This window comes from Arenimonas alkanexedens (genome assembly GCF_054781355.1).
Genome location: NZ_BAAGUO010000003.1, coordinates 265,313 through 291,739 on the forward strand (window position 1 = coordinate 265,313; position 26,427 = coordinate 291,739).

The 26,427-nt window shown below is 68.4% G+C and carries 28 protein-coding genes and 1 tRNA gene; 19 read left to right on the forward strand and 10 right to left on the reverse strand.

The window, feature by feature from the left end:
* Nucleotides 1–61 precede the first annotated feature (61 nt).
* Nucleotides 62–1,639 carry an MASE1 domain-containing protein gene (locus ACYVGY_RS09225; RefSeq protein WP_460457195.1) on the forward strand — a complete coding sequence of 526 codons (1,578 nt, stop codon included), beginning with the start codon at nt 62–64 and terminating at the stop codon, nt 1,637–1,639.
* Here the strand turns inward: ACYVGY_RS09225 and ACYVGY_RS09230 are convergent.
* The gene (locus ACYVGY_RS09230) at nt 1,636–2,316 is read right to left on the reverse strand and encodes an RES family NAD+ phosphorylase (RefSeq protein ID WP_460457196.1); all 681 of its coding nucleotides are present in this window, start codon (nt 2,314–2,316) and stop codon (nt 1,636–1,638) included. The two genes, ACYVGY_RS09225 and ACYVGY_RS09230, sit on opposite strands and share 4 nt — an antisense overlap.
* On the reverse strand, nt 2,316–2,711 hold the full coding sequence (locus tag ACYVGY_RS09235; protein ID WP_460457197.1) for an MbcA/ParS/Xre antitoxin family protein: 396 nt from the start codon (nt 2,709–2,711) through the stop codon (nt 2,316–2,318). Before ACYVGY_RS09235 ends, ACYVGY_RS09230 begins: the two co-directional genes overlap by 1 nt.
* Before the next feature lie 305 nt (nt 2,712–3,016).
* On the opposite strand from ACYVGY_RS09235, the gene ACYVGY_RS09240 reads away from it, so the two are divergent.
* Nucleotides 3,017–3,637 (forward strand): BON domain-containing protein, encoded by a 621-nt coding sequence (locus ACYVGY_RS09240; RefSeq protein WP_460457198.1) that lies wholly within the window; start codon nt 3,017–3,019, stop codon nt 3,635–3,637.
* Between the two features lie 124 nt (nt 3,638–3,761).
* On the opposite strand, the gene ACYVGY_RS09245 is transcribed toward ACYVGY_RS09240, so the two are convergent.
* Nucleotides 3,762–4,304 (reverse strand): phosphoribosyltransferase family protein, encoded by a 543-nt coding sequence (locus ACYVGY_RS09245; protein WP_460457199.1) that lies wholly within the window; start codon nt 4,302–4,304, stop codon nt 3,762–3,764.
* Between the two features lie 113 nt (nt 4,305–4,417).
* Between ACYVGY_RS09245 and ACYVGY_RS09250 the strand changes: the two genes are divergently transcribed.
* From ACYVGY_RS09250 to ACYVGY_RS09265, 4 genes are all read left to right on the forward strand, one after another.
* Nucleotides 4,418–5,218: an NYN domain-containing protein gene (locus ACYVGY_RS09250; RefSeq protein ID WP_460457200.1), complete on the forward strand. Its 801-nt coding sequence runs from the start codon at nt 4,418–4,420 to the stop codon at nt 5,216–5,218.
* A gap of 104 nt (nt 5,219–5,322) precedes the next feature.
* Complete coding sequence (locus tag ACYVGY_RS09255) at nt 5,323–6,150, forward strand: universal stress protein (protein WP_460457201.1); 828 nt, start codon at nt 5,323–5,325, stop codon at nt 6,148–6,150.
* On the forward strand, nt 6,147–7,196 hold the full coding sequence (locus ACYVGY_RS09260) for a L,D-transpeptidase family protein (RefSeq protein WP_460457202.1): 1,050 nt from the start codon (nt 6,147–6,149) through the stop codon (nt 7,194–7,196). The genes ACYVGY_RS09255 and ACYVGY_RS09260 overlap by 4 nt, the downstream gene beginning before the upstream one ends.
* 9 nt (nt 7,197–7,205) lie before the next feature.
* Nucleotides 7,206–7,898, forward strand: coding sequence for a murein L,D-transpeptidase catalytic domain family protein (locus ACYVGY_RS09265; protein WP_460457203.1), 693 nt, complete (start codon nt 7,206–7,208; stop codon nt 7,896–7,898).
* Here the strand turns inward: ACYVGY_RS09265 and ACYVGY_RS09270 are convergent.
* Nucleotides 7,895–8,230: an I78 family peptidase inhibitor gene (locus ACYVGY_RS09270; RefSeq protein WP_460457204.1), complete on the reverse strand. Its 336-nt coding sequence runs from the start codon at nt 8,228–8,230 to the stop codon at nt 7,895–7,897. The genes ACYVGY_RS09265 and ACYVGY_RS09270 overlap by 4 nt on opposite strands.
* 40 nt (nt 8,231–8,270) lie before the next feature.
* A complete protein-coding gene (locus tag ACYVGY_RS09275; RefSeq protein ID WP_460457205.1) occupies nt 8,271–9,185 on the reverse strand; it encodes an alpha/beta fold hydrolase in 915 nt (304 codons plus the stop codon).
* Nucleotides 9,186–9,322: 137 nt separating this feature from the next.
* Here ACYVGY_RS09275 and ACYVGY_RS09280 point away from each other — a divergent pair, with 137 nt between their 5' ends.
* The 4 genes from ACYVGY_RS09280 (at nt 9,323) to ACYVGY_RS09295 (ending at nt 13,662) form a co-directional block, all read left to right on the forward strand.
* Nucleotides 9,323–10,405, forward strand: a complete 1,083-nt coding sequence (locus ACYVGY_RS09280) for an alkene reductase (protein ID WP_460457206.1) — start codon at nt 9,323–9,325, stop codon at nt 10,403–10,405.
* 64 nt (nt 10,406–10,469) lie between these two features.
* Nucleotides 10,470–11,831, forward strand: coding sequence for an esterase/lipase family protein (locus tag ACYVGY_RS09285; protein WP_460457207.1), 1,362 nt, complete (start codon nt 10,470–10,472; stop codon nt 11,829–11,831).
* A gap of 34 nt (nt 11,832–11,865) precedes the next feature.
* Complete coding sequence (locus ACYVGY_RS09290; protein WP_460457208.1) at nt 11,866–12,636, forward strand: hypothetical protein; 771 nt, start codon at nt 11,866–11,868, stop codon at nt 12,634–12,636.
* A gap of 21 nt (nt 12,637–12,657) precedes the next feature.
* Nucleotides 12,658–13,662, forward strand: a complete 1,005-nt coding sequence (locus tag ACYVGY_RS09295) for a TraB/GumN family protein (RefSeq protein WP_460457209.1) — start codon at nt 12,658–12,660, stop codon at nt 13,660–13,662.
* Nucleotides 13,663–13,688: 26 nt separating this feature from the next.
* Here ACYVGY_RS09295 and ACYVGY_RS09300 read toward each other — a convergent pair.
* A tRNA-Arg gene (locus tag ACYVGY_RS09300) sits at nt 13,689–13,765 on the reverse strand.
* Between the two features lie 149 nt (nt 13,766–13,914).
* Here ACYVGY_RS09300 and ACYVGY_RS09305 point away from each other — a divergent pair.
* Nucleotides 13,915–16,686 carry a sensor domain-containing protein gene (locus ACYVGY_RS09305; RefSeq protein WP_460457210.1) on the forward strand — a complete coding sequence of 924 codons (2,772 nt, stop codon included), beginning with the start codon at nt 13,915–13,917 and terminating at the stop codon, nt 16,684–16,686.
* Nucleotides 16,687–16,692: 6 nt separating this feature from the next.
* Here ACYVGY_RS09305 and ACYVGY_RS09310 read toward each other — a convergent pair whose 3' ends face one another.
* The gene (locus tag ACYVGY_RS09310) at nt 16,693–16,932 is read right to left on the reverse strand and encodes a hypothetical protein (protein ID WP_460457211.1); all 240 of its coding nucleotides are present in this window, start codon (nt 16,930–16,932) and stop codon (nt 16,693–16,695) included.
* 128 nt (nt 16,933–17,060) lie between these two features.
* Here ACYVGY_RS09310 and ubiA point away from each other — a divergent pair, with 128 nt between their 5' ends.
* Nucleotides 17,061–17,969, forward strand: coding sequence for a 4-hydroxybenzoate octaprenyltransferase (ubiA, locus tag ACYVGY_RS09315; protein WP_460457212.1), 909 nt, complete (start codon nt 17,061–17,063; stop codon nt 17,967–17,969).
* Here ubiA and ACYVGY_RS09320 read toward each other — a convergent pair.
* Nucleotides 17,954–18,688 (reverse strand): ComF family protein, encoded by a 735-nt coding sequence (locus ACYVGY_RS09320; RefSeq protein ID WP_460457213.1) that lies wholly within the window; start codon nt 18,686–18,688, stop codon nt 17,954–17,956. The two genes, ubiA and ACYVGY_RS09320, sit on opposite strands and share 16 nt — an antisense overlap.
* 179 nt (nt 18,689–18,867) lie before the next feature.
* Here ACYVGY_RS09320 and bioB point away from each other — a divergent pair, with 179 nt between their 5' ends.
* The 7 genes from bioB (at nt 18,868) to ACYVGY_RS09355 (ending at nt 24,476) form a co-directional block, all read left to right on the forward strand.
* Nucleotides 18,868–19,884: a biotin synthase BioB gene (gene bioB, locus ACYVGY_RS09325; protein WP_460457214.1), complete on the forward strand. Its 1,017-nt coding sequence runs from the start codon at nt 18,868–18,870 to the stop codon at nt 19,882–19,884.
* Nucleotide 19,885: 1 nt separating this feature from the next.
* Nucleotides 19,886–21,079, forward strand: a complete 1,194-nt coding sequence (bioF, locus tag ACYVGY_RS09330; protein ID WP_460457215.1) for an 8-amino-7-oxononanoate synthase — start codon at nt 19,886–19,888, stop codon at nt 21,077–21,079.
* Nucleotides 21,080–21,081: 2 nt separating this feature from the next.
* Nucleotides 21,082–21,852: a pimeloyl-ACP methyl ester esterase BioH gene (gene bioH, locus ACYVGY_RS09335; protein ID WP_460457297.1), complete on the forward strand. Its 771-nt coding sequence runs from the start codon at nt 21,082–21,084 to the stop codon at nt 21,850–21,852.
* On the forward strand, nt 21,849–22,724 hold the full coding sequence (gene bioC, locus ACYVGY_RS09340; protein WP_460457216.1) for a malonyl-ACP O-methyltransferase BioC: 876 nt from the start codon (nt 21,849–21,851) through the stop codon (nt 22,722–22,724). Before bioH ends, bioC begins: the two co-directional genes overlap by 4 nt.
* Nucleotides 22,725–22,755: 31 nt before the next feature.
* Nucleotides 22,756–23,475: a DUF4377 domain-containing protein gene (locus ACYVGY_RS09345; RefSeq protein WP_460457217.1), complete on the forward strand. Its 720-nt coding sequence runs from the start codon at nt 22,756–22,758 to the stop codon at nt 23,473–23,475.
* Nucleotides 23,476–23,549: 74 nt separating this feature from the next.
* A complete protein-coding gene (locus ACYVGY_RS09350) occupies nt 23,550–24,197 on the forward strand; it encodes a nuclear transport factor 2 family protein (protein WP_460457218.1) in 648 nt (215 codons plus the stop codon).
* Nucleotides 24,198–24,476, forward strand: coding sequence for a DUF427 domain-containing protein (locus tag ACYVGY_RS09355; RefSeq protein ID WP_460457219.1), 279 nt, complete (start codon nt 24,198–24,200; stop codon nt 24,474–24,476). It abuts the gene before it with no gap.
* A 36-nt stretch (nt 24,477–24,512) separates the two neighbouring features.
* Here the strand turns inward: ACYVGY_RS09355 and ACYVGY_RS09360 are convergent, their stop codons facing one another.
* Together ACYVGY_RS09360 and ACYVGY_RS09365 are read right to left on the reverse strand one after the other, a co-directional pair.
* Entirely contained in the window at nt 24,513–25,454 is a 942-nt protein-coding gene (locus ACYVGY_RS09360) for a glutaminase (protein WP_460457220.1), read from the reverse strand.
* Between the two features lies 1 nt (nt 25,455).
* On the reverse strand, nt 25,456–26,415 hold the full coding sequence (locus ACYVGY_RS09365; RefSeq protein WP_460457221.1) for a pyridoxal-phosphate dependent enzyme: 960 nt from the start codon (nt 26,413–26,415) through the stop codon (nt 25,456–25,458).
* Nucleotides 26,416–26,427: the final 12 nt, after the last annotated feature.

Below are 26,427 nucleotides of genomic sequence, written 5' to 3' on the forward strand. Positions count from 1 at the left end.
ACCATATGCAACAGGGCTGACCGGGCCGAGGCGATTGGGCGAAGGAATGGGCTTGCATCCCTTGAAGCTGCTACAGGACACCGCGCCCGGGCGCAACGCCGCCTGGGCCGGCGTTGCCTTGCTGAGCCTGCTGGCCTGGCTGGGCCTGGAACAGCTGTCGGCCCAGCTTTGGTTCCTGCCGGCTGGACTCCGCCTGGCGCTGCTGTGGTTGGTGCCGACGCGGCGCTGGGGCTGGCTGGGCGCGGCTGAAATTGCCGCCCAGGCCACCAAGTCGATGGTCTTGGGCTATCCCTTGTTCTCGACGACCTTCCTGGCGGTGTGCGTCGCGCCCTGGCTGATCTACGCCGCGGTGGTGTTTGTAGCGCGCGGTCCGTCGCCCGGCGCTGCTTTGGATACGCCGACCCGGATGCTGTCGTTCCTGGCGGCTGGCCTGCTCGGTGCGGCGTGTGTGTCGCCGCTGCTGTGGCTGTTCCTGGTCACGGTGCCGATGAGCGCCATCGACTCCCTGGCCAGCATGTTCACCTTCATGTACGGCGACCTGATCGGGCAGTTGGCGCTGGCGCCGGTGCTGGTGGCGATCGTTTACGGCCGGCTGGGTCCGCGGCGCGTGGTCTTCTGGCGCGACATGTCGCTGGCGATGCTGGGGGCCTTGGGTATCTTCGCGCTGCTTCAGGCCTACGACGGGCTGGCGATGTACGTGCTGCTGTTGGCGTTCGTGCCGCTGTTCTTCCTCGGCTTCCGCCACGGCTGGGAGGGCGCGGCGCTGGGCACCCTGTTGCTGGGCCTGGTGATCCAGGCCTTGGTGCAGGGTGGCCTGCTGTCGGTGAGCGTGACCATGCTGCAGCTGGTGTTGGCCGTGGTTGGCGCCGGCGCCCTGGTGCTGGGTGCGGCCAGCGCCGCGCTGCGGCAGAGCCACGAAGTACTTGGCCTGCGCCACCATGAGCTGGCCGCCAAGAACGAAGAACTCGCGGCCCTGGCCGGCGAGCTGCGGCAGGTCACCCAGCGCCTGGTGCGCATCGAGGAACAGGGCCAGCGCGAACTGGCCAACGATCTCGACTACGAACTCGGCCACGCCATCCACGCCGTGGGTACCCGTATCAGCCTGGCCTTCCGCGACGTCCGCGACGAACAGGGCACGCGCTTCCTTGAATCGCTGCGCGAGCAAGTCCGCGATATCCAGGACAGTCTGCGGCGTGCGCTGCGTCAACTGCGACCGTCCATGCTCGACAGTCATGGCCTGCGCCACGCGCTCGACAATGGTCCGCTGCGCGAGATGCTCGAGGATGGGCGCATCGCCTTTGAAGCCAGCTTTGCCGGCCCGATTGACCAGCTTGATGACGACGCCCGCACCGCTGCCTACCGGATCTGCCAGTCCGCGGTGCGCGAAGCGGTGCGGCTCGAAAGCGTGTGCCGCTTCAGCCTGGGCCTGGAAGTCACGCCGCAGGCGCGCGGTGGACACGTGGTCGCGCTCTGCCTGGACCTGGCGTTCTCGCCGGCGGTCACCGCGCTGCCGGCGCTGGAGCCGCTGTCGCCCATTTCCGATCGCGTGCTTTCAGAACGCGGAAGCTACCTGCTCGAGCCGCTCCCCCACGGGCAACGGCATCGGGTCAGCTTCTCGACCGGCGTCGGGCCGGCCTAGAGGCCTCCATCCGCGTCGTCATCGGCGGTCAGCAGCCGCGCACCGTCCCAGCGATAGACCAGGTGCCGGGCCTGCACGCAGGCGCCGACGCGGTCGGGGTAAAAGATTCCGACACACTCGCCACCGGGCTGACGCACGCTGGGATAGACGACGCCGTCAGAGCCGGCGGCACGCAGCTCGCGGGCCAGCGCCCGGGGCTCGGCGTAATCGTCGGGGCTCAGCATTTTGGTCCAGCCACGACGAAGGTCGTGCAGGCGCGCCTTGATGCTGGTGCGGTAGCAGCGCATGGGTATGTCCATCGCTGGCTCGCGGGTTGCGGCCATGAAGCGGGCGCGATGGTAGTGGGTTTCGGCGATGGCGGTTGCCAGCGCGTGCGCAGCGTAGAACACGCCGTAGCTGCCGTCGCTGAAACGACTGCCGTCCGGATTGAGGTGGGTAAACGCGGCCATGATCGGCTGCGAGCCGGGTCCACTGACGCGGCGCTCGCGCGGAACCAGCGCCAATTGGCCGAGTTCCTCGCGCAGGCGCGCATTGGTCATCGACTCGACCGCGTAGAGGGCCTCAAGGTCTTCGGGCGAGGCGATGCGATCGAATACGCCCTGCGGGGGGAAGCGGCTGGGCACGAGACGCCAGGCTTCCGACCACTGCACCCGCGTGAGGCGTGGGCGGGTATCCACTACCAGCCGCGCTGCGCGTCGAGATAGCTGCGCACGACGTAAAGGTCGGCGACGTTGCCCGAAAGCATGCGCTCCAGTGCCGAGCGCCCTCCGAAGGGTCCGGCGGTATTGGGTTTGCGCAGCCAGGCGTCGGCTCGCGCCGGCTCCGGGAACAGGATTGCCAGCGCCTTGAAGATGCCAAGCAGGTAGCTGATGCGTTCAAGCACATCGCGTCCGGGCGCCCCGTCCTGCTGTTTCTTCCATTTGTAGAAGGTGGATTCCGGCGGATCACCCAACAGTCGCCGCGCTTCGGCGCTTTTGAGGCCCCAGGCGGCGCACATGCGAAAGAAGGCGCGCAGCGCGGCGCCTCCGGCGTCGGCGATGGGCGGTGTGGCGGGGGCAATGCGAGCGGTCATCAGGGCACTCCGATCGACGTTTCCAGCGAGGATACTCCACCTGTGGAGTCTCATTCGGTGAGAAAAAGACGGCATCAGCGCCGTTTCGGAGTTTGTTCAGAATCACTAGAAGCCTTTCCTAAAGGTCTTTTGTCAGCCCAGGCGGGTCGCCGCTAACGTTTTTCAAACAAGCGCTTCATCCGCGGTTGGGAAACCGAGGTCCAACCTCGCCCCACGTCCGGACCGTGCTGATCTTCAGGTCCCGACGAGGTCCCACGACCGAACGCTGCCCCCGCAGCGATCCGTTCAAACAGGAGCCAAAGCCCATGAACGTTCTCAAGACTTCCCTGCTCGCCACCACCATCGCGCTCGCCTTGGGCGTGTCCGCTGTCAACGCGCAGTCCACCGAGGCCGCGCCGGAGCGCACGGTTGGCCAGACGATTGACGACGCCACCATTACTGCCTCGGTCAAGTCCAAGCTGCTGGCCGATGAGCGAACCCAGGGTTTCGACATCAACGTCGATACCATGCAGGGCACCGTCAAGCTGACCGGCGGTGCCGACAGCGTCGAGGCCAAGCTGGTTGCCGGCCGCATTGCCGGTGAAGCCGAAGGCGTCATCCTTGTCGACAACCAGCTGACGGTCGCGGCCGAAGGCAGCGAGCGTCGCCAGGACGCCAATACCGCTACCGCCTCGGGCGAAGTGCGCGAAAGCATGGACGAAGCCGGCGACGGCATCGATGACGCCTGGATCACCACCAAGGTGAAGACGCAGCTTCTGGCCGACACCTCCGTCAAGGGCACCCAGATCAACGTGGACACCAAGGCCAACGTGGTCACCCTGACCGGCACCGCCGACACCGCGGCCGCCCGCGATATGGCGATCAAGATCGCCCAAGGCACGGAAGGCGTGACGCGCGTCATCGCCGACGACCTGCTCGTGAAGTAACAAACGCTCCACACTCCATTGGCATGGAGCCAGGCGGCCGACCTCCCCCCGGGTCGGCCGCCTTTTTTGTTTTTTCCCCGGGGGTGGGATTTTCCGATGAGCGCTTTCGCACACGGGCCCTGTTTCAGCTGGCGGCGGGGCGCCAGAGGTCGACGGCGAAGTCGCTCTCGTAAGGTGGAACATTGCACTCGATGACGTCTTCGGGTGCGATCTTGAGCGTGATGCCGACGATGTCGGCGCGGATCGGCATGCGGTGGCGCTGCCGGTCCACCAGCACCGCGGCGTGGACATGCGCAGGCTTTTGCGTCGCCAGCCACTCGAATACGCGCATCAATGAATAACCTTGGTAGAGCACGTCGTCCACCACGATGACGCGCCGGTTGAGCAGGTCGACGTCGGGCGGTGCTTCCAGGGCCGTGTCCGGATGCAGCAGCTCCAGGTTGTCGGCATAGCGCTTGACCTTCAGGTCCAGCCGGCTGAGCGCGGCCCAGGGCGCGTGCACCTTCAGTCGCGCCAGCACGCGGTCTGCCAGCGGTGCCCCCCGGCGCAGTACGCCCAGCAGCACGGTCGGCGTTTCGTCGAGCAACATCGCGGCCTGGCGTGCCATGCCGTCAATTACTGGCTCGAGCGCGGCTTCGTCATACAGGCGGAAGCGATCTGCGGGCATGGCGGCACTCCGTTGGGTGAGGGTCAAGCCTAGCCCGTTCGCCCCAGCGGCGTGCAGGTGGCGGCGTGCGGCTTGCGCTCGTAGGATGGATCCGAGATCCCGCGGAGCAAACCATGAAGCAGCGCAACGGCAACAAGCCCGAGCCCGATGACGACCAGCGCCTGCTGGCCGTGCTGATTGATGCCGACAATGCCCAGCCCGCCATCATCGAAGGCCTGCTGGCCGAGGTCGCCAAGTACGGCGTGGCCAGCGTCAAGCGAATCTATGGCGACTTCACCTCGCCCCAGCAAACCCAGTGGAAAAAGGCGCTGCTCAAGCACTCGATCCAGCCGGTGCAGCAATTCGCTTACACCAGCGGCAAGAACGCCACCGACTCCTCGCTGATCATCGACGCGATGGACCTGATGTATACCCGCCGCTTCGACGGCTTCTGCCTGGTCTCGAGCGACAGCGATTTCACTCGCCTGGCCCAGCGCCTGCGTGAGGAAGGCCACAGCGTTTACGGCTTCGGTGAGCGCAAGACGCCCGACGCCTTCGTGCAGGCCTGCGACAAGTTCATTTATGCCGAGGTGCTGCGCAGCGATCCGGCGCCCGAGCCGGTGCCTGCAGCCTCCACCCGAAAGGCTGAAAAACCCGGCGGCGCCGAGACACCCCCGCCGCCCAAGAGCGCACCGCTTCCCTTGCCCCGCAAGTTGATCGAGCAGGCGATCGAAGAGTCGTCCGACGACGCCGGCTGGGCTCACCTGGGCGCGGTGGGCAGCTATCTCAACAAGGTTCGCTCCGACTTCGACCCGCGCCTGTATGGCCAGCGCAAGCTCAGCGACCTGATCAAGGCGCATGCCAAGTGGTACGAGGTCGAGGAGCGCGGCGCCACGGGCGGCGGAAAGGCGGTGTACGTGCGGCTCAAGGCCTAGTCGGGCGCCAAACCGCGACGCTTGATCGCGATCAATGCCGGGGCGGATCTTGGGCGTAGGCTGTAAGCAGGGTCAATGTGGCCTGACGATCGTGGAGCGTTCCCATGCCCAAGGATCTGCTGGTACCGCTGCAGTACTCCGACGCCGACGCCGCTGCACTCGATGCCGCGGCGGCACTCGCCCTGGCCCACGGTGCCCACGTCGCTGTGCTGGCGGCCATCGCCTTTCCAATGCCGGTGGCGTCGGAATGGGGAATGGCGATCCTGAGCCTGAACCAGTCCGATTTCGACGGGCTGCGCGCCACCGCCACCGCCACCGGCGAGGTGGCCCGCCAGCGCCTGTTGGCGGCAGGTGTGGAGGCTGAGCTGAGGGTGGTCGAATCCCTGCTGCAGTGGCCCGAGGAAACCGCCGCCCTGCACGCACGCCACGCGGACCTGACCATTCTTGGCCGCAGCGAAGGCTCGCGCTTCCCGATCGCCTTCAGCGCGCTGCTGCTCGACAGCGGTCGCCCGGTGCTGGTGCTGCCGGAGAATGCCAGGATGATGGTGCCGCCACGCCGCGTGGTGCTGGCCTGGCAGCCCCGACGGGAAGCCGCGCGCGCCATCCACGATGCCTTGCCGCTGCTGCCGCGAGATGCCCGCATCGACGTGCTGGTGATTGATCCGGACATCGGCGAAACCGGCAGCGGCGAGACGCCCGGCGCCGACATCGCCGCCCATCTCGCGCGCCATGGCGCGCAGGTGCAGGTTTTCACTACGTCTCGCGAGGGACGCAGCACCGGCGCGGTCATCGTCGACCATGCCACCGCGCACCATGCCGACCTTATCGTGATGGGCGGCTACGGGCATTCGCGCTGGCGCGAGCAGGTGCTGGGTGGCGCCACCCGCGCGGTGCTTGAGCAGTCCACCGTGCCCGTGTTGTTTGCGCATTGAACGCTGGCCTGCGAAGCGCCTGTGTCTGGCTCGCCGCGCTGGCGCTGGCCGGAACGGCGCTGGCCCAGCCGGCCGATCCTGCGCCCTTGCCCGGTGCGGCGCCGCTGCAGCTGCTGCCGGGCGAATACCTGTGGCTGCCCGAACTCTCGCCGCGCGGACCCGTGCTGGTGCTGGTGAGCCTGCCCGAGCAGCGCGCCTATGTGTATCGCAACGGCGTGCGCATCGGCGTTGCCACGGTCAGCACCGGCAAGCCCGGCTTCGAAACACCGACGGGCCTGTTCACCATCCTGCAAAAAAAGCGCGAGCACTATTCGAATCTCTACGATGACGCGCCGATGCCCTTCATGCAGCGACTTACCTGGGACGGAATCGCGCTGCACGCAGGCCGGATACCTGGCTACCCCGCCTCGCACGGCTGCGTGCGTTTGCCGTATGCATTTTCCGAGCTGCTGTTCGGCGTCACTTCCCACGGCATCACCGTAGTCATTACCGACCAGGCGGGGCAGGCACCGATGTTGGCCGCTTCCGGACTGTTCCGCGTACTGGTTCCGGCCCCGGCCGTGCCGCTGCTGGCAACGCCCATCGCAGCGCACCGGCTGCCGACGCCGACTTACGCCGGCTATGAGTGGGCACCCGAGCGCGCGCCCGCGGGTGCGCTTTCGGTATTGATCAGCCGCGCCGATCGCGCGCTGGTGGTGCTGCGTGAAGGCATAGAGATCGGACGCGCGCCGCTGGGCGCCGGTGAAGCGTTGCCGGACGGCACCCGCGCTTTCCAGCTGCTCGAAGGCGTCCCGGCTCAGCCCGCCGCGGCCTCACCACGGCATCGCTGGGTGCAGGTATTGGGTGATCCGGTCGAAGACCCCGCCGCCCTGGCCGCTGCGGTGGTGCTGGCCCCCGCCTTCCGGGCCCTGGTCGGCGAAGCGCTGACTCCCGGCGCCACCGTGGTAATCACCGACCAGGCGATGCGCACGCAGCCGGTGACCGTGCTCGATGCCGAAGGCGCGAACCCGGACGGTGTTAATCCGCCGTCACCGGCCAGCGACTAAGCTGCCCGAATGAAACGTCTGCTGCCTACCCTACTGGCGCTCGTGGCACTGCCGGCCTCGGCCGCCGACGGCCTGCTCGCGCGTCTGGCCGACCAGGCCCCTGGGCTGAATCCCGAAGTGCTTTCGCTGGCGCTGGAAGCCAGCGATTGCGCGCGTCAGGGTGCGCTGGCGCCGGACGCCGAACGACTGGCGGTCATTGATTATTCGCGGCCGTCCACGGAGCCGCGGCTATGGGTGTTTGACCTGGGTCGACGCACCCTGCTGTTCGCTGAGCACGTCGCCCATGGACGCGGCAGCGGCGACAACCTGGCGCAGGCATTTTCAAACCTTGAGGGCAGCCACCAGTCCAGCCTTGGGCTGTTCCGCACCGCCGAAACCTATCAGGGCGGCAACGGCTATTCGCTGCGCATGGACGGTCTGGAGCCGGGCGTGAACGATGCCGCCCGCGACCGCCTGATCGTGATGCACGGCGCGCCCTACGTAGATCCCCTGCAGGCCCTGCGCCAAGGCCGCCTGGGCCGAAGCTTCGGCTGCCCGGCGCTGCGTCCACAGGTGGCGAAACAGGTGATCGACACGCTCAAGCAGGGCCAGCTGCTGTTCGCATACTTCCCCGACAAGCAGTGGTTGGGCGGCTCCCGCCTGCTCGGCTGCGGCCGCCAGTCGGCGGCGCGGACGGCGGCGAACGCCGCCCGACGCGGTTAGCCGCAGCGCACCGCGGTAACCAGGTTGGCGGCATCGACGTCAATGTTCACCCGGTCCTCGCGATAGTCCATCGTCACCGCCGTATCGGGCGGGATGACGCGGTAGCTGGTCGATCCGGTATCGGCCTTGACCTTGGCGACCAGCACGTCGTCCGCGATCTTGCCCACGGCCCACTGGCCTTTCTTTGCATCGCAGCTCATTGGCAACTCCTCGGAAGTAGCGGGCAAAGGGCGGGTTTCAGGCGGGTTGGCCATGGCCTCGGGCGCGGGCGTAGCGCAGGCCATCAGGGCCAGGCCGGCGGTGGCGAAAAACAGCGAACGCAGCAGGTTCATCGGCGGGCTCCGCGTTGTGGGATGCAGCGAGACTATCGCATCAGCGCGCGGAGGCGATCGCCGGCACACCGCTGAACAGTTTCAGCACCGCCTCGCGGGTCTGTTCCGGATGCGTTTCCATCGGACTATGGCCGGCATCGGCGATAGTCACGCGGCGGGCCGAAGGCAGGGCTGCCTGCAGGCGATCGGCGACCTCGGGCTTCACCCAGGCGTCGTTCTCGCCCCACAGGATCAGGGTGGGCACGTGGTCGAGCTGGTCGCCGCTGGGATTGACCGGGAACTCGGCCGAATAGCCGGTCATGATCGCCAAGGCGGTGCCAGGCGTCTTGAGCGGGGTGAGATAGCCGGCGACTTCTTCGGCGGAAGGGTCACGGCCATAGGCCTTGGCCAGCAGCTTCCCAAAGCGGTCTTCGTCCAGGTAGCGCGATTCGACCAGGCTGGCCAGCCAGCGGCGGACACGCGGCGAGCGGTAGCGTTCGCGGCCGCGCAGCTCGCGCGCGCTCAGAATGGGATTGCCGGCGACGTAGACGGCGCCTGCGATGCCGACCCTGCCGCTCAACACCAGTTCGCCGACCACGCGGGTACCCATGGAATGGCCCAGCAGGCACCAGTCGGCGCCGGGCTGGCGTTCGGCCAGCCAGGGCGCCAGGGCCTCGCCGGCGGTGCCCGGGAACGGCTCACGGGCGCTGTAGCCGTAGGCCGGAAGATCTATGGCCCATACCGGGTGCCCGGCCGCGGCCAGCGCCGGCGCCAGCTGCCGGAAGGAGAAGGTCGAACCCCCAAGCCCATGCACCAGCAGCACCGGGCAGCCGGCATCGGCGCCCTCGGCTGGCCAGTGACGCACATGCACCTTTACGCCCGCTACGGTTTCGAAGCGGGAGTTTCCGAAAGGCTCCGCCCGGGCCCCCAGGGAAAGGGCCTGCAGGCAGGCGAGCAGGGCGAGAGCACGCAACATGGGCCCATTGAGCCGGGTCGGGCGTCGGCAGCGCGTCATGGCGTCATCCTGAATAGAGTAACGATGGGTATCAATTGGCGGTCTTTGTTCTGCAGGTGAGAGGGTCCATCTTAGAGCCACTTTCCCGGAGATCCACAATGACCCGACTGCTTGATACCCCGTATGAACGCTCCGGCCTGGCGCTCAAGAACCGTTACGTCATGGCCCCGATGACCCGCTCGCGCGCCCTGGACAACGTGCCCAATGCGCTGATGGCCGAATACTACGGACAGCGCGCCAGCGCCGGCCTGGTCATCTCCGAAGGCGCCGCGCCGGCGCCCGACGGCCTCGGCTATGCCCGTATCCCGGGCCTGTTCAACGAGGCCCAGGCCCAGGGCTGGGGCGCGATCGCCGACGCCCTGCATGCCGGCGGCAGTCGTTTGTTCATCCAGTTGATGCACAGCGGGCGCATTGGCGCGGCGGCCAACCTGCCGGACGGCGAGACGCTGGTGGCGCCCTCCGCGGTCGTGGCGGCCGGCGAGATCTGGACCGACACCGCCGGCATGCAGCCGCACCCGGTGCCGCGCGCGGCCAGCGCCGACGACCTGCTGCGGCTGCGAGACGCCCATGCGCGGGCCGCGCGCCTGGCCGTGGACCACGGCGTTGACGGCGTCGAGCTGCACGCGGCCAACGGTTACCTTTTGGGACAGTTCCTGAACCCCCGCAGCAACCAGCGCAGCGACGCCTACGGCGGCAGCGCCGGCAATCGCAATCGCTTCCTCATCGAGGTGGTGGATGCGACGGTCGCCGAGGTCGGGAAGGCGCGCGTGGGCGTGCGCCTGTCGCCGTTCAACGGCTTCAACGACCTGGAAGTGGGCTTCGACGGCGAGCGCGAGCAGTTCCTTGACCTGGTTGATGCGCTGGCGGCCCGCGACATCGCCTACCTGCACCTGGCCGGCGGCACCGTTGACGCCGCCCTGTTGGACGAAGTGCGGCGTCGCTTCCCGGGCACGCTGATCACCAATGGCGGCTATGATGGCGCCCGCGCTCAAACTGACCTGGCCACGGGCCTGGCCGACCTCGTTTCGTTTGGTCGTCCGTTCATCGCCAACCCGGATCTGCCCGAACGCTTGCGTACGGGCGCACCGATCGCCGAAGTTGACGCCGACACGCTCTACACACCCGGCGCCGCCGGCTATACCGACTACCCGCGCCACGGCGCCGGCGCGGAGGCCGCCTGACGCTGTATCCATTTCGACACCGCCGCGGCCACGCCGGGCCGCGGTGGCCGCGGAGGTTTCCGGCATGAACCGCATTATTCGATGGACCAGCCCGCTGCTGCTGCTGTTTTTGGCCGCCTGCGCGAGTGCTCCCGAGCGCCCGGACCTGTCGCGCCTGTACGCAGGCCAGGTGCAGCACGAAGCCCAGCCGCCGGTGATCCTGATTCACGGCCTGATGGGTTCGACCCTGGTCGAGAGCGACACCGGCAAAGAGTTCTGGCCCGGTTCGATCGGCACCCTGGCCTTCAGCGAATACCGTGAGCTGGCGCGCATGCAGCAGGCGGAGCGCGAAGGCGGCCGGCTGGTGCCGGGTGACCTGTTCTATGGCGTTGCGCGCACCGACTACTACGGCGCGCTGATCCGGTCCATGGAGAATGTGGGCCGCTTCAAGCGCGGGACACCTGGCGAAGCCGTGCCCGCCGACGACCGTCGCCGCTACTACCTGCTGCTGTACGACTGGCGCAAGGAAAACCTGGAAGCGGTGCGTCAGCTGCACGCGATGATCGACCAGATCCGCCGCGACTACGAGGACCCCGACCTCGCAGTCGACATCCTGGCGCATAGCAACGGCGGTCTGATCGCCAACTATTACCTTCGCTACGGCCCGACCGACGTGCTCGAGCAGGGCGCTTTCACGCCTTGGAACGAAGGTGGGCACCGCATCCGTCGCGTGGTGATGCTGGGCACCCCCTCGCTGGGCGCGGTCACCAGCCTCGAGCGGCTGCAGCAGGGCTTCAAGGTCGCCTGGCGCACGGTGCCGGTGGAGGTGCTGGCCACCTTCGCCACGCCCTTCGAGGCGCTGCCGCACCCGGAGTCGAAGGTGGTGCTGTCGCCGGCCGGCGAGCCGATCGACTTCGACATCTACGACCCTGAAGCCTGGCGCCTGCGGCGCTGGTCGGTGTTCTCGGCCGAGGTGGGGGCGCGGGTGATGGCGGCCGCGCCGGACACTCAGGCCGGCGTCAGGAGCCTGGCCGAGCTGCAGTCGGTCTTCATCCGCCACCTTGCCCGCGCCAAGCAGTTCCAGCTGGCGCTGAGCGCACCGATGCGTGCCAATGGCGTTGAAGTGGCGGTGTTCGGCGGCGACTGCAGCCTGACCCCCACGTATGCCGTGCTCGATCGCGATGGTGATACGGAGCGTCTGGTGATCCGGCCGGAAGAAGTGAAGGCGCGGGTTCCCGGCGTGGACTACGCGCGCCTGCTGCTGCATCCCGGCGACGGCCTGGTGACCCGTGATTCCCAGCTGGGTCGGGGCTTGCCCGATATTCCCGGCCAGCCGGGCCGGTTCTTCCCGCTGGCCCAGAGTTTCTTCCTGTGCGAGCAGCACGACCAGCTGTCGGTGAATCCGTATTTCCAGAACAACCTGCTCAACTTCCTGCTGGCGAAGTAGGCGCGCAGGCATCGGCCGGGCATAGAATGCAGGCATGAAGGATCTTCGTGCCCTGCTGATTGACTGCCGCATCGAGCTGCGCAAGCAGGCGCGCGATTTCCAGAAATCCGAACTCTGCGAGCGGCTGGACCTGGCCATCCAGGCCCAGTCCAACGCCAGCGCGACGTCGGCCCTCACCGAGGCTTCGAACGAGGCCGCGCCGAACGCGGGGCCCGAGAAGAGCCAGACCGTCAGTCAGGTCGCCCTGGCCTGGCAGACCGCCGCCCGCGACCTCAAGTTCAGCGATCCCGCGATTTACGGCCGCATGGGCGAAAAGGTGATGCGCCTGCTCGCCGCCAAGACTCTGGTCGATCCCGCCACCGAGATTCTGCAGCTGGAGGCGAAGCTGACCGAACTGCAGGGGCAGGCCGATGTCGGCGCCAAGCAGCAGCAGGCGCAGTCGGTGGAATACGACGCGCTGCTGGGCGCGGTTGCCAAGGCCGTGCCCAAGCTCACCGATGGCGGCGATCGGCTGGCGGTGGCGCTGGCGCGACTGGCCTGGCTGCGCAGCGAGGCCGACAAGGCCGGCACGGGGGCGGCCGCGGCCGGGCAAACCAAGCGTGCGCCCGAACCACAGGACACCACGCCCACGCCCGAGCTACTTGGCGCGGTGGCGGCGGGTGCCGCTACCCTCAGCAAGGAACAGCGCGAGTGGTGCGTGGGCGAAGCGATGGTGCTCACTGGTTTCCAGTACACGCCGGTGGAGCTGCTGGAAAAAGGAGATGCCCATGTCGCCCGGCTCATCGTTGATGCGCGCAAAGGCTGAACCGATGGGCGGATGCCGCCCATGACGCCGCGTCTGGTGCTGGCCGCCTGGCTGGCCTTGCTGGCCGCGATGCCCGCCGTCGCGAGCGATCCGCCGCCACCGCCCACGCCCATTCTCGAGACCATCGTGGTCAGCGGCGCCCAGCCCGGGCCCGGGCTGTGGAAAGTGTCGCGTGACGGTCGGGTCCTGTGGGTGCTGGGCACGCTCGCGCCGCTGCCCAAGCGAATGGAATGGAGTTCACGCGAGGTCGAGCGGCGGGTTGCCGCGGCCGGCGTGCTGTTGATGCCACCCACGGTGAAAGTAGATGCCCAAGGCGCCGCGCTCGGTGGCCTGTTCCTGGTGCCTTCGCTGCTGAGGGCGCGCAACAATCCCGAGGGCGAGCGTTTGCCGGACGTGCTGCCTGCCGCCGACTACGCACGCTGGCTGCGGCTCAAGGCGATCTACCTGGGCCGCGACCGCGGCGTCGAGAAACGCCGGCCGATCCTGGCCGCCATGGATCTGCGCGATGCCGCTTTCGATCGCGCCGACCTGTCCTGGCGCGATGTCGTCGGCCGCGAGCTGCGCCGCGCCGCCAAGCGCGCCAACGTGCCGGTTGAACAGCCAGTGGTGACCCTGGTGATCGAGGACGCCAAGGCGGCCGTGAAGGAGTTCCGCAGCAGCGAGTTCGACGATCTCGCCTGCTTCCGCAAGACGCTAGACCAAGTGGAAAACGATCTGGAAACCCTGGCGAGTCGCGCCAACGCCTGGGCCATCGGCGACCTCGCCACGCTCGAGGCGCTGCCCTACGCCGACAATGCCAAGGCGTGCACCGATGCCTTGTTGGGAAGCGGACTGGCCCAGCGCAGCGGCTTCAGCGAACTGCCTGCACGGGTCGAGGCGGCCTGGCTACAGGCAGCGGAAACGGCGCTGGCGACACACCCTGAAAGCGTGGCCGTGCTGCCGATGGCGCGTGTGGTGGGCGAACGCGGCTACCTCAGGGCGTTGGCCGCCCGCGGCTATACCGTGGAAGCGCCGCCGGCAGAGTGATGCTGCTGCCGCGGGCTGGGATGGCATGGCGCGCCCGACAGGAGTCGAACCTGTGACCCCCACCTTCGGAGGGTGGTGCTCTATCCAGCTGAGCTACGGGCGCATTGCGGCGCGGATTATGGCACCGATGGCGCTTCCGGTCTAAGGGTTGCCGGTCCGAATGTGGCCCGGGTCACGTCCCGGGACGCCGTTGGTTCCTTCACTTGCACGGGCGCGATAGATTCGGGGGGTTCTTGCCCGGGCTCGTATCACGTGGATTCCGCTTTCCTCGACAGCATGATGCTGCACCCTTCACGTCGCGCACTGCTGGTGCTCGACGCGGCAGGGCGCTTCGTGTCCGGCAATGATCGCGCTCGCGACCTGCTGACGCCGGCGCTGGAAGAGGCGCTGCAGCCGGTCCTGGCGGACGCGATAGCGCAGCTGGCCGACCATCCCGGCCGCCTGGTCCATCACGCCTATCGCAACGGCGACCTGGCGATGGACTGCGTGCTGTGCGCCGCGCTGAACGAAGACGGCCGGATCCTCGGCTACACCGCCAGCCTGTTCAATCCCAGCCAAGAGCCCGAACTGGCGGAATCGCCCAGCCGGGCGCGCTGGCGCTTCGCCCTGGAAAACGCCCAGGACGGCCTGTGGGACTGGAGCGCCGACACCGGCCGCGTTTACCGCTCGGCACGCTGCCTGGGGATGCTCGGCTACGCGCCCGACTATCTGCCCGACAACCTCGACAGCTGGCGGCAGCTGGTGCATCCGGAAGACCAGCCGCGCGTCGCCACCGCCCTGGAACTGCATCTGGAAGGCCAGCGCGACAGCTATCAGTCCGTTTACCGGGCGCGCCACGCCGACGGCGACTGGCGTTGGATCCTGGACCGTGGCCGCGTGATTGACTGGACCCTGGACCGACGCCCGCGCCGGGTCATCGGCACCCACACCGACATCACCGAATACAAGTTGATCGAGCAGCAGCTGCGCGAGCGCGAACTGCTGATGAACCAGGCCCAGCATGTCGCCCGGCTCGGCAGCTGGAGTTGGGATCCGGATACCGACGCCATCTGGTGGTCGGACGAACTCTTCGTCATCGCCGGGCTGCCTGGCGACCAGCCACCGCCGCCGTTCCGCGGCCAGCGCCACCTTTACGAGCCCGAGTCCTACGAACGGCTGAAGGCGGCTTCGCGCAGGACCCTGGCCACCGGCGAGTCCTATGAGATGGAGCTGGTGATGGTTCGCCCCGACGGCGAGCGTCGTTTCACCAAGGCGCGCGGCGAGGGCATGCGTGCCCCGGACGGACGGGTGCTGCGCCTGGTGGGCGTGATCCACGACATCACCGACCAGGTGCTTGCGGAGCGCAACTCGAAGTGGCGCAACGACCTGCTCAACCGGATCGCAGCGATGGGCCGTATCGGCGGCTTCGAGATGATGGCGGATGGCCAGCTGCACTGGACCGACGAGAACTATCGCATCCATGGTCTCCAGCCTGGATCGGCGCTCAGCCTCGAAGAGACGCTGCCAAACTACGACGCGCAGTCGCAGCAGCGCCTGCGCGAGGCCATCGATCGCATGTTTGCCGAGGGTTCGGATGAAGAGTCGCTGGAAGTCACGTACTACACGCCGGACGACCGCCGGATCTGGCTACGCATCACCGGCCGGCTCGAATACGTGGACGGCAAGCCGCACCGCATCACGGGCCTGACCCAGGACATTACCGAGGAGCACGAGGCCAGCGAGCAGATCGAGCAGTTGGCGCATTACGACACGCTGACCGGTCTGCCGAACCGCTTCCTGTTCCGCCGTCGGGCGCTGGATGCGATCGCCTCGGTGCGCAAGGGCGAACCGCCGCTGGCCCTGATGTTCCTGGACCTGGACCGCTTCAAGAACGTCAACGACACCTTGGGCCACGAGGCGGGTGACCGCCTGCTGCAGGAAGTCGCCGGACGGCTGCGCACCTGCGTGCGCGGCAGCGACCTGGTCGGTCGCTTGGGCGGCGACGAATTCCTGGTGCTGCTGCGCGAGGTGGGCCGTCCCGAGGATGCGGCCATCGTGGCCCGCAAGATCATTGAAGCGCTCGGCCAGCCCATTTCATTGGGCGAGCATGAGGCGCGGGTGGGCTGCAGCATCGGCATCGCCCTGCTCAGCCAGGGCAATCCGGATCTGGAAGCGCTGATGCGTTCGGCCGATACGGCGATGTACGCGGCCAAGGATGCCGGCCGCAATACCTTCGAGTTCTACAACGACAGCTTCTACGAGCGCGTGCAGCGCCGGGTGACCTTGGAGCAGGAGCTGCGCCAGGCCCTGGCCCGCAAGGAACTGTCTTTGGTCTACCAGCCGACGCTGTCCTTGGCCGATGGTCGGGTATCGGGCATCGAGGCCCTGTTGCGCTGGCGCACGACCGCCGGCGACAGTCGTTCCCCGGTTGAATTCATCCCGATTGCCGAGGAATGCGGCGAGATCCTGGCCATCGGCCGCTGGGTGTTGGGCGAAGCCTGCCGCCAGGCGGGCGAGTGGCATGCGCAGGGGCTGGCGTTTGATCGCATCGCGGTGAACGTGTCGGCCGTGCAGCTGCGCGACCCGCAGTTCGCCACCGACGTGCTGGAGATATGCGCACGAAACCACTGGCCGACCAGTCGCCTGGAGCTGGAGCTGACCGAGTCGGCGCTGATGCGCGATACCGACGTGCTGCGGCGCGCCTTCGATCTTTTTTCAGCCAACGGGATCAGCCTGGCGGTGGACGATTTCGGCACCGGTTTCTCGAACCTGTCCTACCTGCACCGTTTCCCGGTGCGGCACCTCAAGATCGACCGCAGCTTCGTCCAGCAGATGGCCGACGGCGCCCGATTGCAGGGCCTGACCCAGGCGGTGGTGAGCCTGGGCCATGCGCTGGGCATGGAGGTGGTGGCGGAAGGGGTGGAAACCGAGGCAAGCCTGACCATGCTGCGCGAGCAGGGCTGCGACCAGGCCCAGGGCTACCTGTTCACCCGGCCGCTGGATCCGGAGGCGCTGGGCACGTGGCTGCGTGCCCAGGCCGGGTAAAACGACTCAGCGCGAGGACGGCGAGTACATCGCGGCGTTGATGCACGAGAGGATGCTGATCACGAACCAGCCGAAAGGCAGCAGGCTGAGCGTGATGAGCCACGTGACCGCGAACGCCGCACAGGCCAACAGGAACCAGAGGATGGCCGAAAGCGGACGGCCCTGGACCAGTTGGCCCAGTCCCGGCACGAAGAAGCTGCAGATGGCGGCGATGATGTTGCCGGTGGAGCCCTGGCCTGCACTCATGGTCTTTGTTCCCGTGGCGGTGGATGACGCTGCTTAAGTTGGGGACGCCAAGGCCTTCGGTCAAGGGGTCGTGGCCGCGGGGTGCCAAGGGTCATGGGTGCGCGACGGCGCTCTGCTAGGCTTTGCGGATGTCCTACGAACGCCATACGCCGCCACTTCCCGACCGCAGGCCGTCGCACTGGCGGCAGCGCTGGCCGCTTTACTGGCAGTTGGTCCGCGGTGATCGCCCGGTCGGCATCCTGCTGCTGCTGTGGCCGACCTGGTGGGCGCTGTGGCTGGCCGCCGACGGCGTGCCGCCGCTGGGCGTGCTGCTGATCTTTACCGCCGGCGTCTGGCTGACGCGCTCCGCCGGCTGCGTCATCAACGACTACAACGACCGCTGGCTCGACCCGCACGTCGAGCGCACCAAGGACCGCCCGCTTGCCACCGGCGCGGTGTCGCCGCGCGAGGCGCTGGTGCTGTTCGCCGTGATGATGCTGCTGGCCTTCGGCCTGGTGCTGCTGACGAACTGGCTGACCGTGGCGCTGAGCGTCGCGGCGGCGGCGCTGGCCGCGACCTACCCGCTGCTCAAGCGCCACACCTATCTGCCGCAGGTCTACCTGGGCATCGCTTTCGGCTGGGGCATCCCGATGGCCTTCGCGGCCGTGCAGGGCAGCGTGCCGCCGATCGCCTGGCTGCTGTTCCTGGGCAACCTGCTTTGGACCACCGGTTACGACACCTGGTACGCCATGGTGGACCGCGAAGACGACCTGCGCCTGGGTTCGAAGTCCACCGCCATTTTGTTTGGTGACGCCGACCTGCTGGCCCAGGGCGTGATCTACGCGGGCTTTTTCTGGGCGATGTGGCTGGTGGGTGCCCGGGCAGGCTTGGGGCTGCACTACCAGGCGGCGCTGGCGGTGGCCTTTGTGCTGGTGCTGCTGCAGTTCTGGATGGCGCGTGGCCGCGACCGCGCCGGCAGCTTCCGCGCCTTCCTGGCCAATCAATGGGTGGGCCTGGTGATCTTCGTGGGCATCGCGCTCCATTACCTGCTGCGCTGAGCGTCCGCGCCGGGCGAGGGTGCCCGGGCCAGCACCCAGGCATCGACGCGCGCCACGCCGGCAAGGCGCAGGGCCCGTGCGCATTCGCCCAGGGTGGCGCCGGTGGTCATGACGTCGTCGAGCAACACCACATGGGCCGGCAGCGTTCCCGGCGTACAGGCAAATGCGCGCCGGACATTGCGGCGCCGACCCGCTGCGCCGAGCAGGGTTTGTGCCTGGGTGGCGCGAACCCGACGCAGCACGTGACTGTGCAGCGGCAGGTTCAGCGCCGCCGCGACCGGTTTGGCCAGCTCGAGTGCCTGGTCGTAGCCGCGCTGGCGCAGGCGCGACGGATGCAGGGGCACGGGAACCAAGGCCGGCGGCGGCGAGCCGGGGGGCCACGCCGGCAGCCCGGCGACCATCAGCTGGGCCAGCAGCCGGCCGGCGGCCAGGTCGCCATGGAACTTGAAGCGCGGCAGCAGCCGATCCACGGGGAAACGATAGGCCAGCACCGCCAGGGTGGCGTCCAGTGGCGGCGCACGCTTCAGGCAGCGGCCGCAGCGCTCGCCGACCGGCATCGGCAGGGCGCAGCGCGGGCAGGCACTGCCGCCCCAGGGCAAGGCCTCGCAGCAGTCCCCGCACAGGTCGCGGCCATCGGCACCGGGTAGTTCGCAAACCAGGCAGCGCAGCGGCAGCAGCACCCGCCCCAGCCACTGAGAAAAACGGACAGGCGCGGTCACCCCATGATGTGCTCCACTTCCGGCTGGCGCGTCCGTGAACGGGGAGGGGTCCCGGGCTTGGGGGGTGTCGTCGGAGACGGCTCCGCCGTCAACCTGTCGCGGCGTCGTTTGGTTGACAGGGGTGGGCATGCTCACCAGACTGCCGCACTCCATTAATTCTTTGCCGTCAGGGGTTTGCCATGCCTGCTGTCATCCGCCACGACTGGACGCGCGAAGAAGTCCTCGCCCTGTTCGATCTTCCTTTCCCCGAGCTGATGCAGCGCGCCGGCGCCGTGCACCGTGAGCGTTTTGACCCGTGTGAAGTCCAGGTCTCGACCCTGCTTTCGGTCAAGACCGGCGGTTGCCCCGAGGACTGCGCCTACTGCCCGCAGGCCGCGCGCTACGACACCGGCGTGCAGGCCCAGAAACTGATGACGCTGGACGAAGTGCTGGGCAAGGCCCGCGCCGCCAAGTCCGCTGGCGCCTCGCGTTTTTGCATGGGCGCCGCTTGGCGCAGCCCCAAGGATCGCGACATCCCCAAGGTGGCCGAGATGATCCGCGAGGTGAAGGCCCTGGGCCTGGAGACCTGCGCGACCCTGGGCATGCTCAAGGCCGACCAGGCCGTGGCGCTGCGCGCGGCGGGGCTTGACTACTACAACCACAATCTCGACACCGATCCCGAGTTCTATGGTGACGTGATCAAGACCCGTGAGTACCAGGATCGCCTGGACACGCTGGGCCACGTCCGCGACGTGGGCATGAAGACCTGCTGCGGCGGCATCGTCGGCATGGGTGAAACACGGGCGCAGCGCGCCGGTCTGCTGCAGGCGCTGGCGACCTTGCCGGCGCATCCGGATTCGGTGCCGATCAATCGCCTGGTGCAGGTTGAAGGCACGCCGCTCAAGGGCACGGCCCTGCTTGACGCCTTCGAGTTCGTGCGCACCATCGCCGTCGCCCGCATCGTCATGCCCGCCTCGATGGTGCGGCTGTCGGCCGGGCGCGCCGAAATGAACGACGAACTGCAGGCGCTATGCTTCCTGGCCGGTGCCAACTCGATCTTCCACGGCGAAAAGCTGCTGACCACCGGTAACCCGGACGTCGAAGCCGACCACGCCCTGTTCCAGCGCCTGGGCCTGCGGCCGATGCCGGTGGTGCAGGAATCAAACACCGTGCACGCCGACATCGTCGCGCCGGCCGCCAAGCCCTGCACCGCCTGACATGGCCCGCCAGCGCCTCGCCGACCGCATCGCCAGTGCCCGCGCCGCACGCGAGGCCGCGCAGGCGGTCCGCACGCGACGCGAGGTCGGGGCGCGCGAGGGCGTGCAGGTGCTGGTGGACGGGCGCCAGCTGACCAGCTTCTGCGGCAACGACTACCTGGGCCTGAGCCAGCACCTGGACGTGGTCAGCGCGCTGCAGGAAGCCGCCGCCTGGCACGGTGTCGGCAGTACCGGTTCCGCCGGCGTCAGCGGCCATCATTCCGAACACGCCGCGTTCGAGCGCGAGATGGCGCAGTGGCTGTGCTACGAGCGCGGCCTGTTTTTCGGCAGCGGCTACCAGGCCAACCTGGCCGTGATGCAGTCGCTGCTGGGCGAAGGCGACCTGTGCGTGCAGGACAAGCTCAACCACGCCTGCCTGATTGATGGCGCCCGCCTGGCGCGCTGCGAACTCAAGCGCTATCCGCATGCCGACGTCGAAGCGGCGATGCGCCAGCTGATGACGCGGCGCGACGGCGTCGCCCTGCTGGCCACCGATGGCGTCTTCAGCATGGACGGCGACCAGGCGCCGCTGGCCGACCTGGCCCTGGTGGCGCGTGCGCAGGACGCGCTGCTGTACGTAGACGATGCCCACGGCGTGGGCGTGCTGGGTCCGGAAGGGCGCGGAAGCCTGGCCGCAGCGGGCCTGGGTGCGCGCGAGGTGCCGCTGTTGCTGGTGCCGCTGGGCAAGGCCTTTGGCGGCCAGGGCGCGATGCTGCTGGGTAGCGCCGCCGTGATCGGTCATATCGCCGAAACCGCACGCCCGTACCTGTATTCCACCGCGCCGGCACCGGCGATGGCCGCGGCCATGCGCGCCAGCCTGAAGCTGATCCGCAGCCAGGCCTGGCGCCGCGCCAAGCTGGCCTCGCTGGTGGCACGCTTCCGCCGCGGCGCCTCGGCGATGGGCCTGCCGCTGCAGGAAGCCTTTACCCCGATCCAGCCCATCGTGCTGGGCGACAACGCGCGTGCACTGGCGGTTTCGCGCGCGCTTGAGGAGGCCGGCTACCTGGTCACCGCCATCCGTCCGCCGACCGTGCCAGAACAGCAGGCGCGCCTGCGCATCACGCTCAGCTGTGAGCACGGCGAGCGCGACGTAGACGGTCTCTTGGCCGCCTTGGCCCAAGCGCTGGACGCCAGCCCCCAGCCGATTCCGGCATGAGCCTGTTCCATGAAGTCCGCGGCCAGGGCCCGGACCTGGTGCTGCTGCATGGCTGGGCTATGCATGCGGGCATTTTCGCGCCGCTGGTGGCGCGGCTGGAGCGAGACTTCACCCTGCATCTTCTGGACTTGCCGGGCCACGGACGAAGCGCCGATACCGGCCTGCCGCTGCAGCTCGCCGCAGCCGCGGCCGCCGTGGCGGAAGTGGTACCGCCGCGCGCCCTCTGGCTGGGCTGGTCGCTGGGCGGCCTGGTGGCGCTGCAGCAGGCCGCCACCCATCCGGAAACCCTGCGCGGCCTGGTGATGCTGGCCGCGAGCCCACGCTTCGTGCGCGGCCAGGATTGGGCCGCGGGCATGGACGCCGCGGTGTTTCGCAGCTTCGCCAGTGAACTGGGGCGCGACTACCGGGGCACACTCGATCGTTTCCTGATGCTCGAGGCCCAGGGCTCGGATCATGTGCGCGAGGAGCTGAAGCTGCTGCGCGCGGAAGTGTTCGCCCACGGCGAACCGTCGGCCGATGTGCTTTGCGAGGGCCTGGCCTTGCTCGAAAACAGCGACCTGCGTGCCGCACTGCCGGCGCTGGCGATGCCCAGCCTGTGGATCGCGGGCCGGCGCGACCGGCTGGTGTCGCCGGCGGCGATGCAGGCCGCGGCCGATGCGGCGCCGAAGGGCCACTTCGTGCAGGTGGCCAGCGGCGGTCATGCGCCCTTCCTGACCCATGCCGACGAAGTGGCCGAGGCGCTGGTGGATTTCGCCGCGGATTGCCCGCCATGAACGCGATCTTCGACCGCCGCCAGCTGCGCCGCAGCTTTGGCCGCGCCGCGCCGAACTACGCCGCCGTCGCCGCGCTGCAGCGCGAGGCCGAAGCGCGCCTGCTCGAACAGCTCGACTATCTCGGCGACCGTTCGCCCGGGCGCATCCTGGATCTGGGCTGCGGCCCTGGCCGCGCCGCCGGCGCGATGAAGAAACGCTGGCCCAAGGCCGAAGTGATCGCGCTCGACGCCGCCCTGCCGATGCTGCGCGAAGTGCCCCGGCACACGCGCTTCTGGCGGCCGGTGCGGCGGGTGAACGCCGATGTTTCCCAGCTGCCCCTGGCCGATCAGTGCGCGGACGTGATTTTCTCCAGCCTTTGCCTGCAGTGGGTGGACGACCTGCCGGCGACGCTGTCGGAGTTCCGCCGCGTGCTGCGCCCCGACGGGCTGCTGCTCTTGTCCACGTTCGGCCCCGAGACGCTGTCGGAATTGCGCGACGCGTATCTGACGTGCGGTGAAACGCCGCCGCTGTCGCCCTTCGTGCAGATCCAGCAGGTGGGCGACGCGATGCTGGCCGCGGGCTTCCGGGACCCGGTACTGCAGCGCGACAACTACACGCTGACCTATCCCGACCTGCGCGGCCTGATGCAGGAGCTGCGCGCGATCGGCGCCGGGGACGCCCGCCGCGATCGTCGCCGCGGCCTGGGCGGCCGCGAGCGTCTGCAGCGCGTCACCGCCGCCTATGAGCCGCTGCGCCGCGACGGCGTGCTGCCCAGCACCTGGGAAGTAATCACGGCCCAGGCCTGGAGCCCGGCGCCCGGCGCGCCGCGCCGTGACGGCGGTGCCGACCTGGCCAGCTTTCCGGCCGACCGCATTCCGGTGCGCCGGCGCTAGACTGCCCGGGTCCCCTGGTCCCGGAGTTGCCATGTCCCGTTCCCCCGCTGTTCGCCTGCTGGCTCTTGCCTTGGCCGCGAGCCTCGCCGGCTGCGCCACCACGCGCACCGAGATCATGTCCGCCGGCGACAACGCGGTGCTGGAGGGCGTGGATTGGCGACTGGTGGCCGCTCCCGGCGCAGGCTCGGTGCCGGACCTGGGGCCGGGCGCGGCGACGCTGCGCTTCGAGGCGGAACGTTTCTCCCTGGGCGGCCCCTGCAACACCCATACCGGTGGCTGGTTGCGCGATGGCGAACAGTTGCTGCTCGGCGGCGAAGGCGGCGCCATCGCCAGCACGCGCCGGATGTGCCCGCCGGAAATCATGGCGCGCGAAACCGCCCTGATACAGGCCATGGCCGCGCCCTTTGCCATCGGCTTCGACGGCCCCTTCCTGCGCCTGCAGTCGGCCGAAGGCGGCACCTGGCGTTTCGACAGCCGCGAGCCCGCAGCCACCGAAAGCCGTGAGCGCATCGTCCAGATCGCCGGCCAGCGTGCGCCCTGCACCGGCGTGGCCCAGCAGCTCTGCCTGCAGGTGCGCACCCAGCCGGGCGCGCCGTGGGAGCTGCACTACGGCGACATCCAGGGCTTCGACTGGAAGATGGGCGTCGAGTACGTGCTGCGCGTGCGCGAAACCACCGTGGCCCGGCCGCCGGCAGACGGCAGCTCGCTGCGTTGGTCCCTGATCGAAGTGCTGGACAGCAGCGACCGCTGACGCGGACGGGTGATACGAAAGCCTTCCGGCGTGAACGTTGAGGCGAGGATCAGCCAGCTGCCTGGCGCGGGCACATGGACGCGCGTGGTGGTCGGCTTGCTTGGTTCCAAGTCTTCCGGATGTCGTCCGGGCCAGTGGAGCTGGATACGAAGTGGATTGCAATCACGTTTGGCGTCTTGCTCGCCGGCCCCTTGCCGGTGTCTGGGGAAGGGGTAGACGCCGCGCCGGGTGACGACCCGCTCTACACCACCATCGCCGCTCTCGACGAAGCAGTCTTCGATGCTTTCAATCGCTGCAGCGATCCCGCCCAACTGGAGCGGCATGCCAGCTACTTCGACCCGGACGTCGAGTTCTATCACGACAATGGCGGCGTTACCTGGCACCGGGACGAGATGCTAACCAACAACAGGACGCATGTTTGCGGAAATTTCAGCCGCGAGCTGATCCCGGGTTCGCTGAGGGTCCATCCGATCAAGGATTTCGGCGTCATCGCCCTGGGCTCGCACCGCTTTTTCCAGTTCTCGAGCGGGCAATGCGAGGGCGAAGCGCACTTCACGATGATCTGGCGGCTACGGGGCGTGGCAGCTGACGCGCGTGCTGAGCTACGGCCATTGGCCGGCTGCGGTCGCGCCGTGAACAGGCGTCGTCCCGGGCAGGCGTCACGCGCCGGTTTGCTGCCGCTGGTAAGGTTGGCGCGTTCAGGGCGAAACAGGAAGACGTGAATGAAAGCTAGCTGGAAGGGTGTCGTACTGGCCGAATCCGACGACACCGTCGTCGTCGAGAACAACCATTATTTTCCGATCGAATCGATCAGCAGGCAGTATTTCTTGCCGAGCCCGCACAGCACGCGCTGTCCGTGGAAGGGCACCGCGCTCTATTACTCCCTTGAAGTCGACGGCGAACGCAACGAGAACGCGGCCTGGTATTACCCGGAGCCCTCCGAAGCGGCGGCCGGGATCCGCGACCGCGTCGCATTCTGGAAGGGCGTCACGGTCGAGTAGCCCATCCTCGGCACGCAGGCGCCCTGAGGGCATTGGTCAAAAGATCGACAGACCGGTGATTTCGGTGAAATGCGCCAGCGCCGCGGCGCCGGCCAGTGAATTACCGCGTTCATCGAGCCCGGGCGACCAGACCGCCAGCGCCAGCGCGCCGGGCACCACGGCGGCGATACCGCCTCCCACGCCGCTCTTGGCCGGCAGGCCGACATGGAAGGCGAAATCGCCCGCGGCGTCGTAGGTTCCGCAGGTAAGCATCAGTGAATTGATCCGTCGGGCCCGCAGCGGGCTGATCACCTGGGTGGCGCTGCGCCGGCAACGTCCGCCATCGGCCAGATGCAGGAACGCCAGCGCGAGGTCCTCGCAGCTCATCGCGAGCGCGCACTGGTGGAAGTAGAAGTCCAGCACCGCGTCCACCGGCTGTTGGATGTTGCCGAAGCTGCGGATGTAGTTGGCCAGCGCCACGTTGCGGAAACCTGCCTCGGCTTCGGAGGCGGCCACGTCCAGGTCAATCGCCAAGGCCGGGTTGCCCGACCGCTGGCGGGCGAACTCGAGCAGTGCCCCCAGGCCGTCGCTTCGATTCGACAGCACCACGTCGGCCACCACCAGCGCACCGGCATTGATGAACGGGTTGCGCGGCACGCCGCGCTCGCGCTCGAGCTGCACCAGTGAATTGAACGCGTTGCCCGAGGGCTCGCGGCCCACGCGTTTCCACAGATCCCCGCCCAGCGCGTCCAGTGCCAGGCTGAGTGAGAAGACCTTGGAAATGCTTTGTATCGAAAACACGGTGTCGGCGTCGCCGATCGAGAACCGGCGTCCGTCGAGTGTCGCCACGGCCATGCCGAAGCGGTCGATAGGCACCTGCGCGAGGCGCGGGATGTAGGAGGCCGTCGTGCCCCGCGGGATCAGTGGCCTCACCTCATCGGCGATGCGGGCGAGAACCGCTTCGAAGTCGATGCCTTCCAGATCAAGGGCCGTCGGCATGTCAATGCGCCTCGGGGGAGGACTGCCAGGGCAGCGACGTCAGATCGACGTTGCCCCCCGAGAGCACCAGGCCGACCCGCCGCCCGGAAAAATGCTCCGGGTAGCGCAGCACGGCGGCGAGGGCGGTGGCGCAGGACGGCTCGATGATGATCTTGAGCCGCTCCCACACCAGCCGCATCGCCGCCAGGGTCTCGGCATCCGACACCAGCAGGGCCTGCAGCCCGTCGCGACGCATGATGGCCAGGTTCACTTCGCCCACCGTTCCGCGCAGGCCGTCGCAGACGGTGTCGGGGATCAGGTCGGTGACATGACGCCCCTGGCGCAGCGATTCGAAGGTGTCGGCTGCGCCCTCGGGCTCGGCGCCGAACACGGGGGTGCCGCGCGCCGCCAGCAGGGTGCCGCTGGCCAGGCCGCCGCCGCCCAGCGGGACCAGCAGGGCGTCCAGCGGGCCGGCCTCCGCCAGTAGTTCCAGCGTGGCGGTGCCCTGGCCGGCGATAACGCGTCGGTCGGTGTAAGGGTGAACAAGCTCGGCGCCGGTGTCGGCCTGGACCTGGGCCGCGGCCGCTTCGCGCGCGGCCAGCGTCGGTGCGCAGCGGTGCAGCACGGCGCCATACGCGGCGATCGCGGCCAGCTTGCTCTTCACGGCTCCGTCGGGCACCACCACGTGCGCCGGGATGCCGCGGCCGCGTGCGGCCAGCGCGAGCGCGGCGCCGTGGTTGCCCGAGGAGTGGGTGACGACGCCGCGCGATGCGCTGGCATCGTCGAGCGACCAGACCGCATTGCAGGCGCCCCGGAACTTGAAGGCGCCGGCGCGCTGGAAGTTTTCGCACTTGAAGTGCAGCTCGGCGCCGGTGAGCGCATCGAGCGAACGCGAGCGCAATACCGGCGTGCGCTGGGCGTGCGGGGCGATACGGGCGGCCGCAGCGAGCACGGCATCGTAGCCAGGGAGGTCGTTAGTCATGGCTGGTCCGTG

Coding starts and splice junctions, on each gene's coding strand:
- ubiA (WP_460457212.1), top strand. CDS start 17,061: ATGTCCTACGAACGCCATACGCCGCCACTTCCCGACCGCAGGCCGTCG.
- ACYVGY_RS09280 (WP_460457206.1), top strand. CDS start 9,323: ATGACCCGACTGCTTGATACCCCGTATGAACGCTCCGGCCTGGCGCTC.
- ACYVGY_RS09310 (WP_460457211.1), bottom strand. CDS start 16,932: ATGAGTGCAGGCCAGGGCTCCACCGGCAACATCATCGCCGCCATCTGC.
- ACYVGY_RS09250 (WP_460457200.1), top strand. CDS start 4,418: ATGAAGCAGCGCAACGGCAACAAGCCCGAGCCCGATGACGACCAGCGC.
- ACYVGY_RS09265 (WP_460457203.1), top strand. CDS start 7,206: ATGAAACGTCTGCTGCCTACCCTACTGGCGCTCGTGGCACTGCCGGCC.
- ACYVGY_RS09355 (WP_460457219.1), top strand. CDS start 24,198: ATGAAAGCTAGCTGGAAGGGTGTCGTACTGGCCGAATCCGACGACACC.
- ACYVGY_RS09295 (WP_460457209.1), top strand. CDS start 12,658: ATGACGCCGCGTCTGGTGCTGGCCGCCTGGCTGGCCTTGCTGGCCGCG.
- ACYVGY_RS09270 (WP_460457204.1), bottom strand. CDS start 8,230: ATGAACCTGCTGCGTTCGCTGTTTTTCGCCACCGCCGGCCTGGCCCTG.
- ACYVGY_RS09350 (WP_460457218.1), top strand. CDS start 23,550: ATGGACGCGCGTGGTGGTCGGCTTGCTTGGTTCCAAGTCTTCCGGATG.
- bioC (WP_460457216.1), top strand. CDS start 21,849: ATGAACGCGATCTTCGACCGCCGCCAGCTGCGCCGCAGCTTTGGCCGC.
- bioF (WP_460457215.1), top strand. CDS start 19,886: ATGGCCCGCCAGCGCCTCGCCGACCGCATCGCCAGTGCCCGCGCCGCA.
- ACYVGY_RS09240 (WP_460457198.1), top strand. CDS start 3,017: ATGAACGTTCTCAAGACTTCCCTGCTCGCCACCACCATCGCGCTCGCC.
- ACYVGY_RS09255 (WP_460457201.1), top strand. CDS start 5,323: ATGCCCAAGGATCTGCTGGTACCGCTGCAGTACTCCGACGCCGACGCC.
- ACYVGY_RS09235 (WP_460457197.1), bottom strand. CDS start 2,711: ATGACCGCTCGCATTGCCCCCGCCACACCGCCCATCGCCGACGCCGGA.
- bioB (WP_460457214.1), top strand. CDS start 18,868: ATGCCTGCTGTCATCCGCCACGACTGGACGCGCGAAGAAGTCCTCGCC.
- ACYVGY_RS09245 (WP_460457199.1), bottom strand. CDS start 4,304: ATGCCCGCAGATCGCTTCCGCCTGTATGACGAAGCCGCGCTCGAGCCA.
- ACYVGY_RS09365 (WP_460457221.1), bottom strand. CDS start 26,415: ATGACTAACGACCTCCCTGGCTACGATGCCGTGCTCGCTGCGGCCGCC.
- ACYVGY_RS09285 (WP_460457207.1), top strand. CDS start 10,470: ATGAACCGCATTATTCGATGGACCAGCCCGCTGCTGCTGCTGTTTTTG.
- ACYVGY_RS09360 (WP_460457220.1), bottom strand. CDS start 25,454: ATGCCGACGGCCCTTGATCTGGAAGGCATCGACTTCGAAGCGGTTCTC.
- ACYVGY_RS09290 (WP_460457208.1), top strand. CDS start 11,866: ATGAAGGATCTTCGTGCCCTGCTGATTGACTGCCGCATCGAGCTGCGC.
- ACYVGY_RS09345 (WP_460457217.1), top strand. CDS start 22,756: ATGTCCCGTTCCCCCGCTGTTCGCCTGCTGGCTCTTGCCTTGGCCGCG.
- ACYVGY_RS09275 (WP_460457205.1), bottom strand. CDS start 9,185: ATGTTGCGTGCTCTCGCCCTGCTCGCCTGCCTGCAGGCCCTTTCCCTG.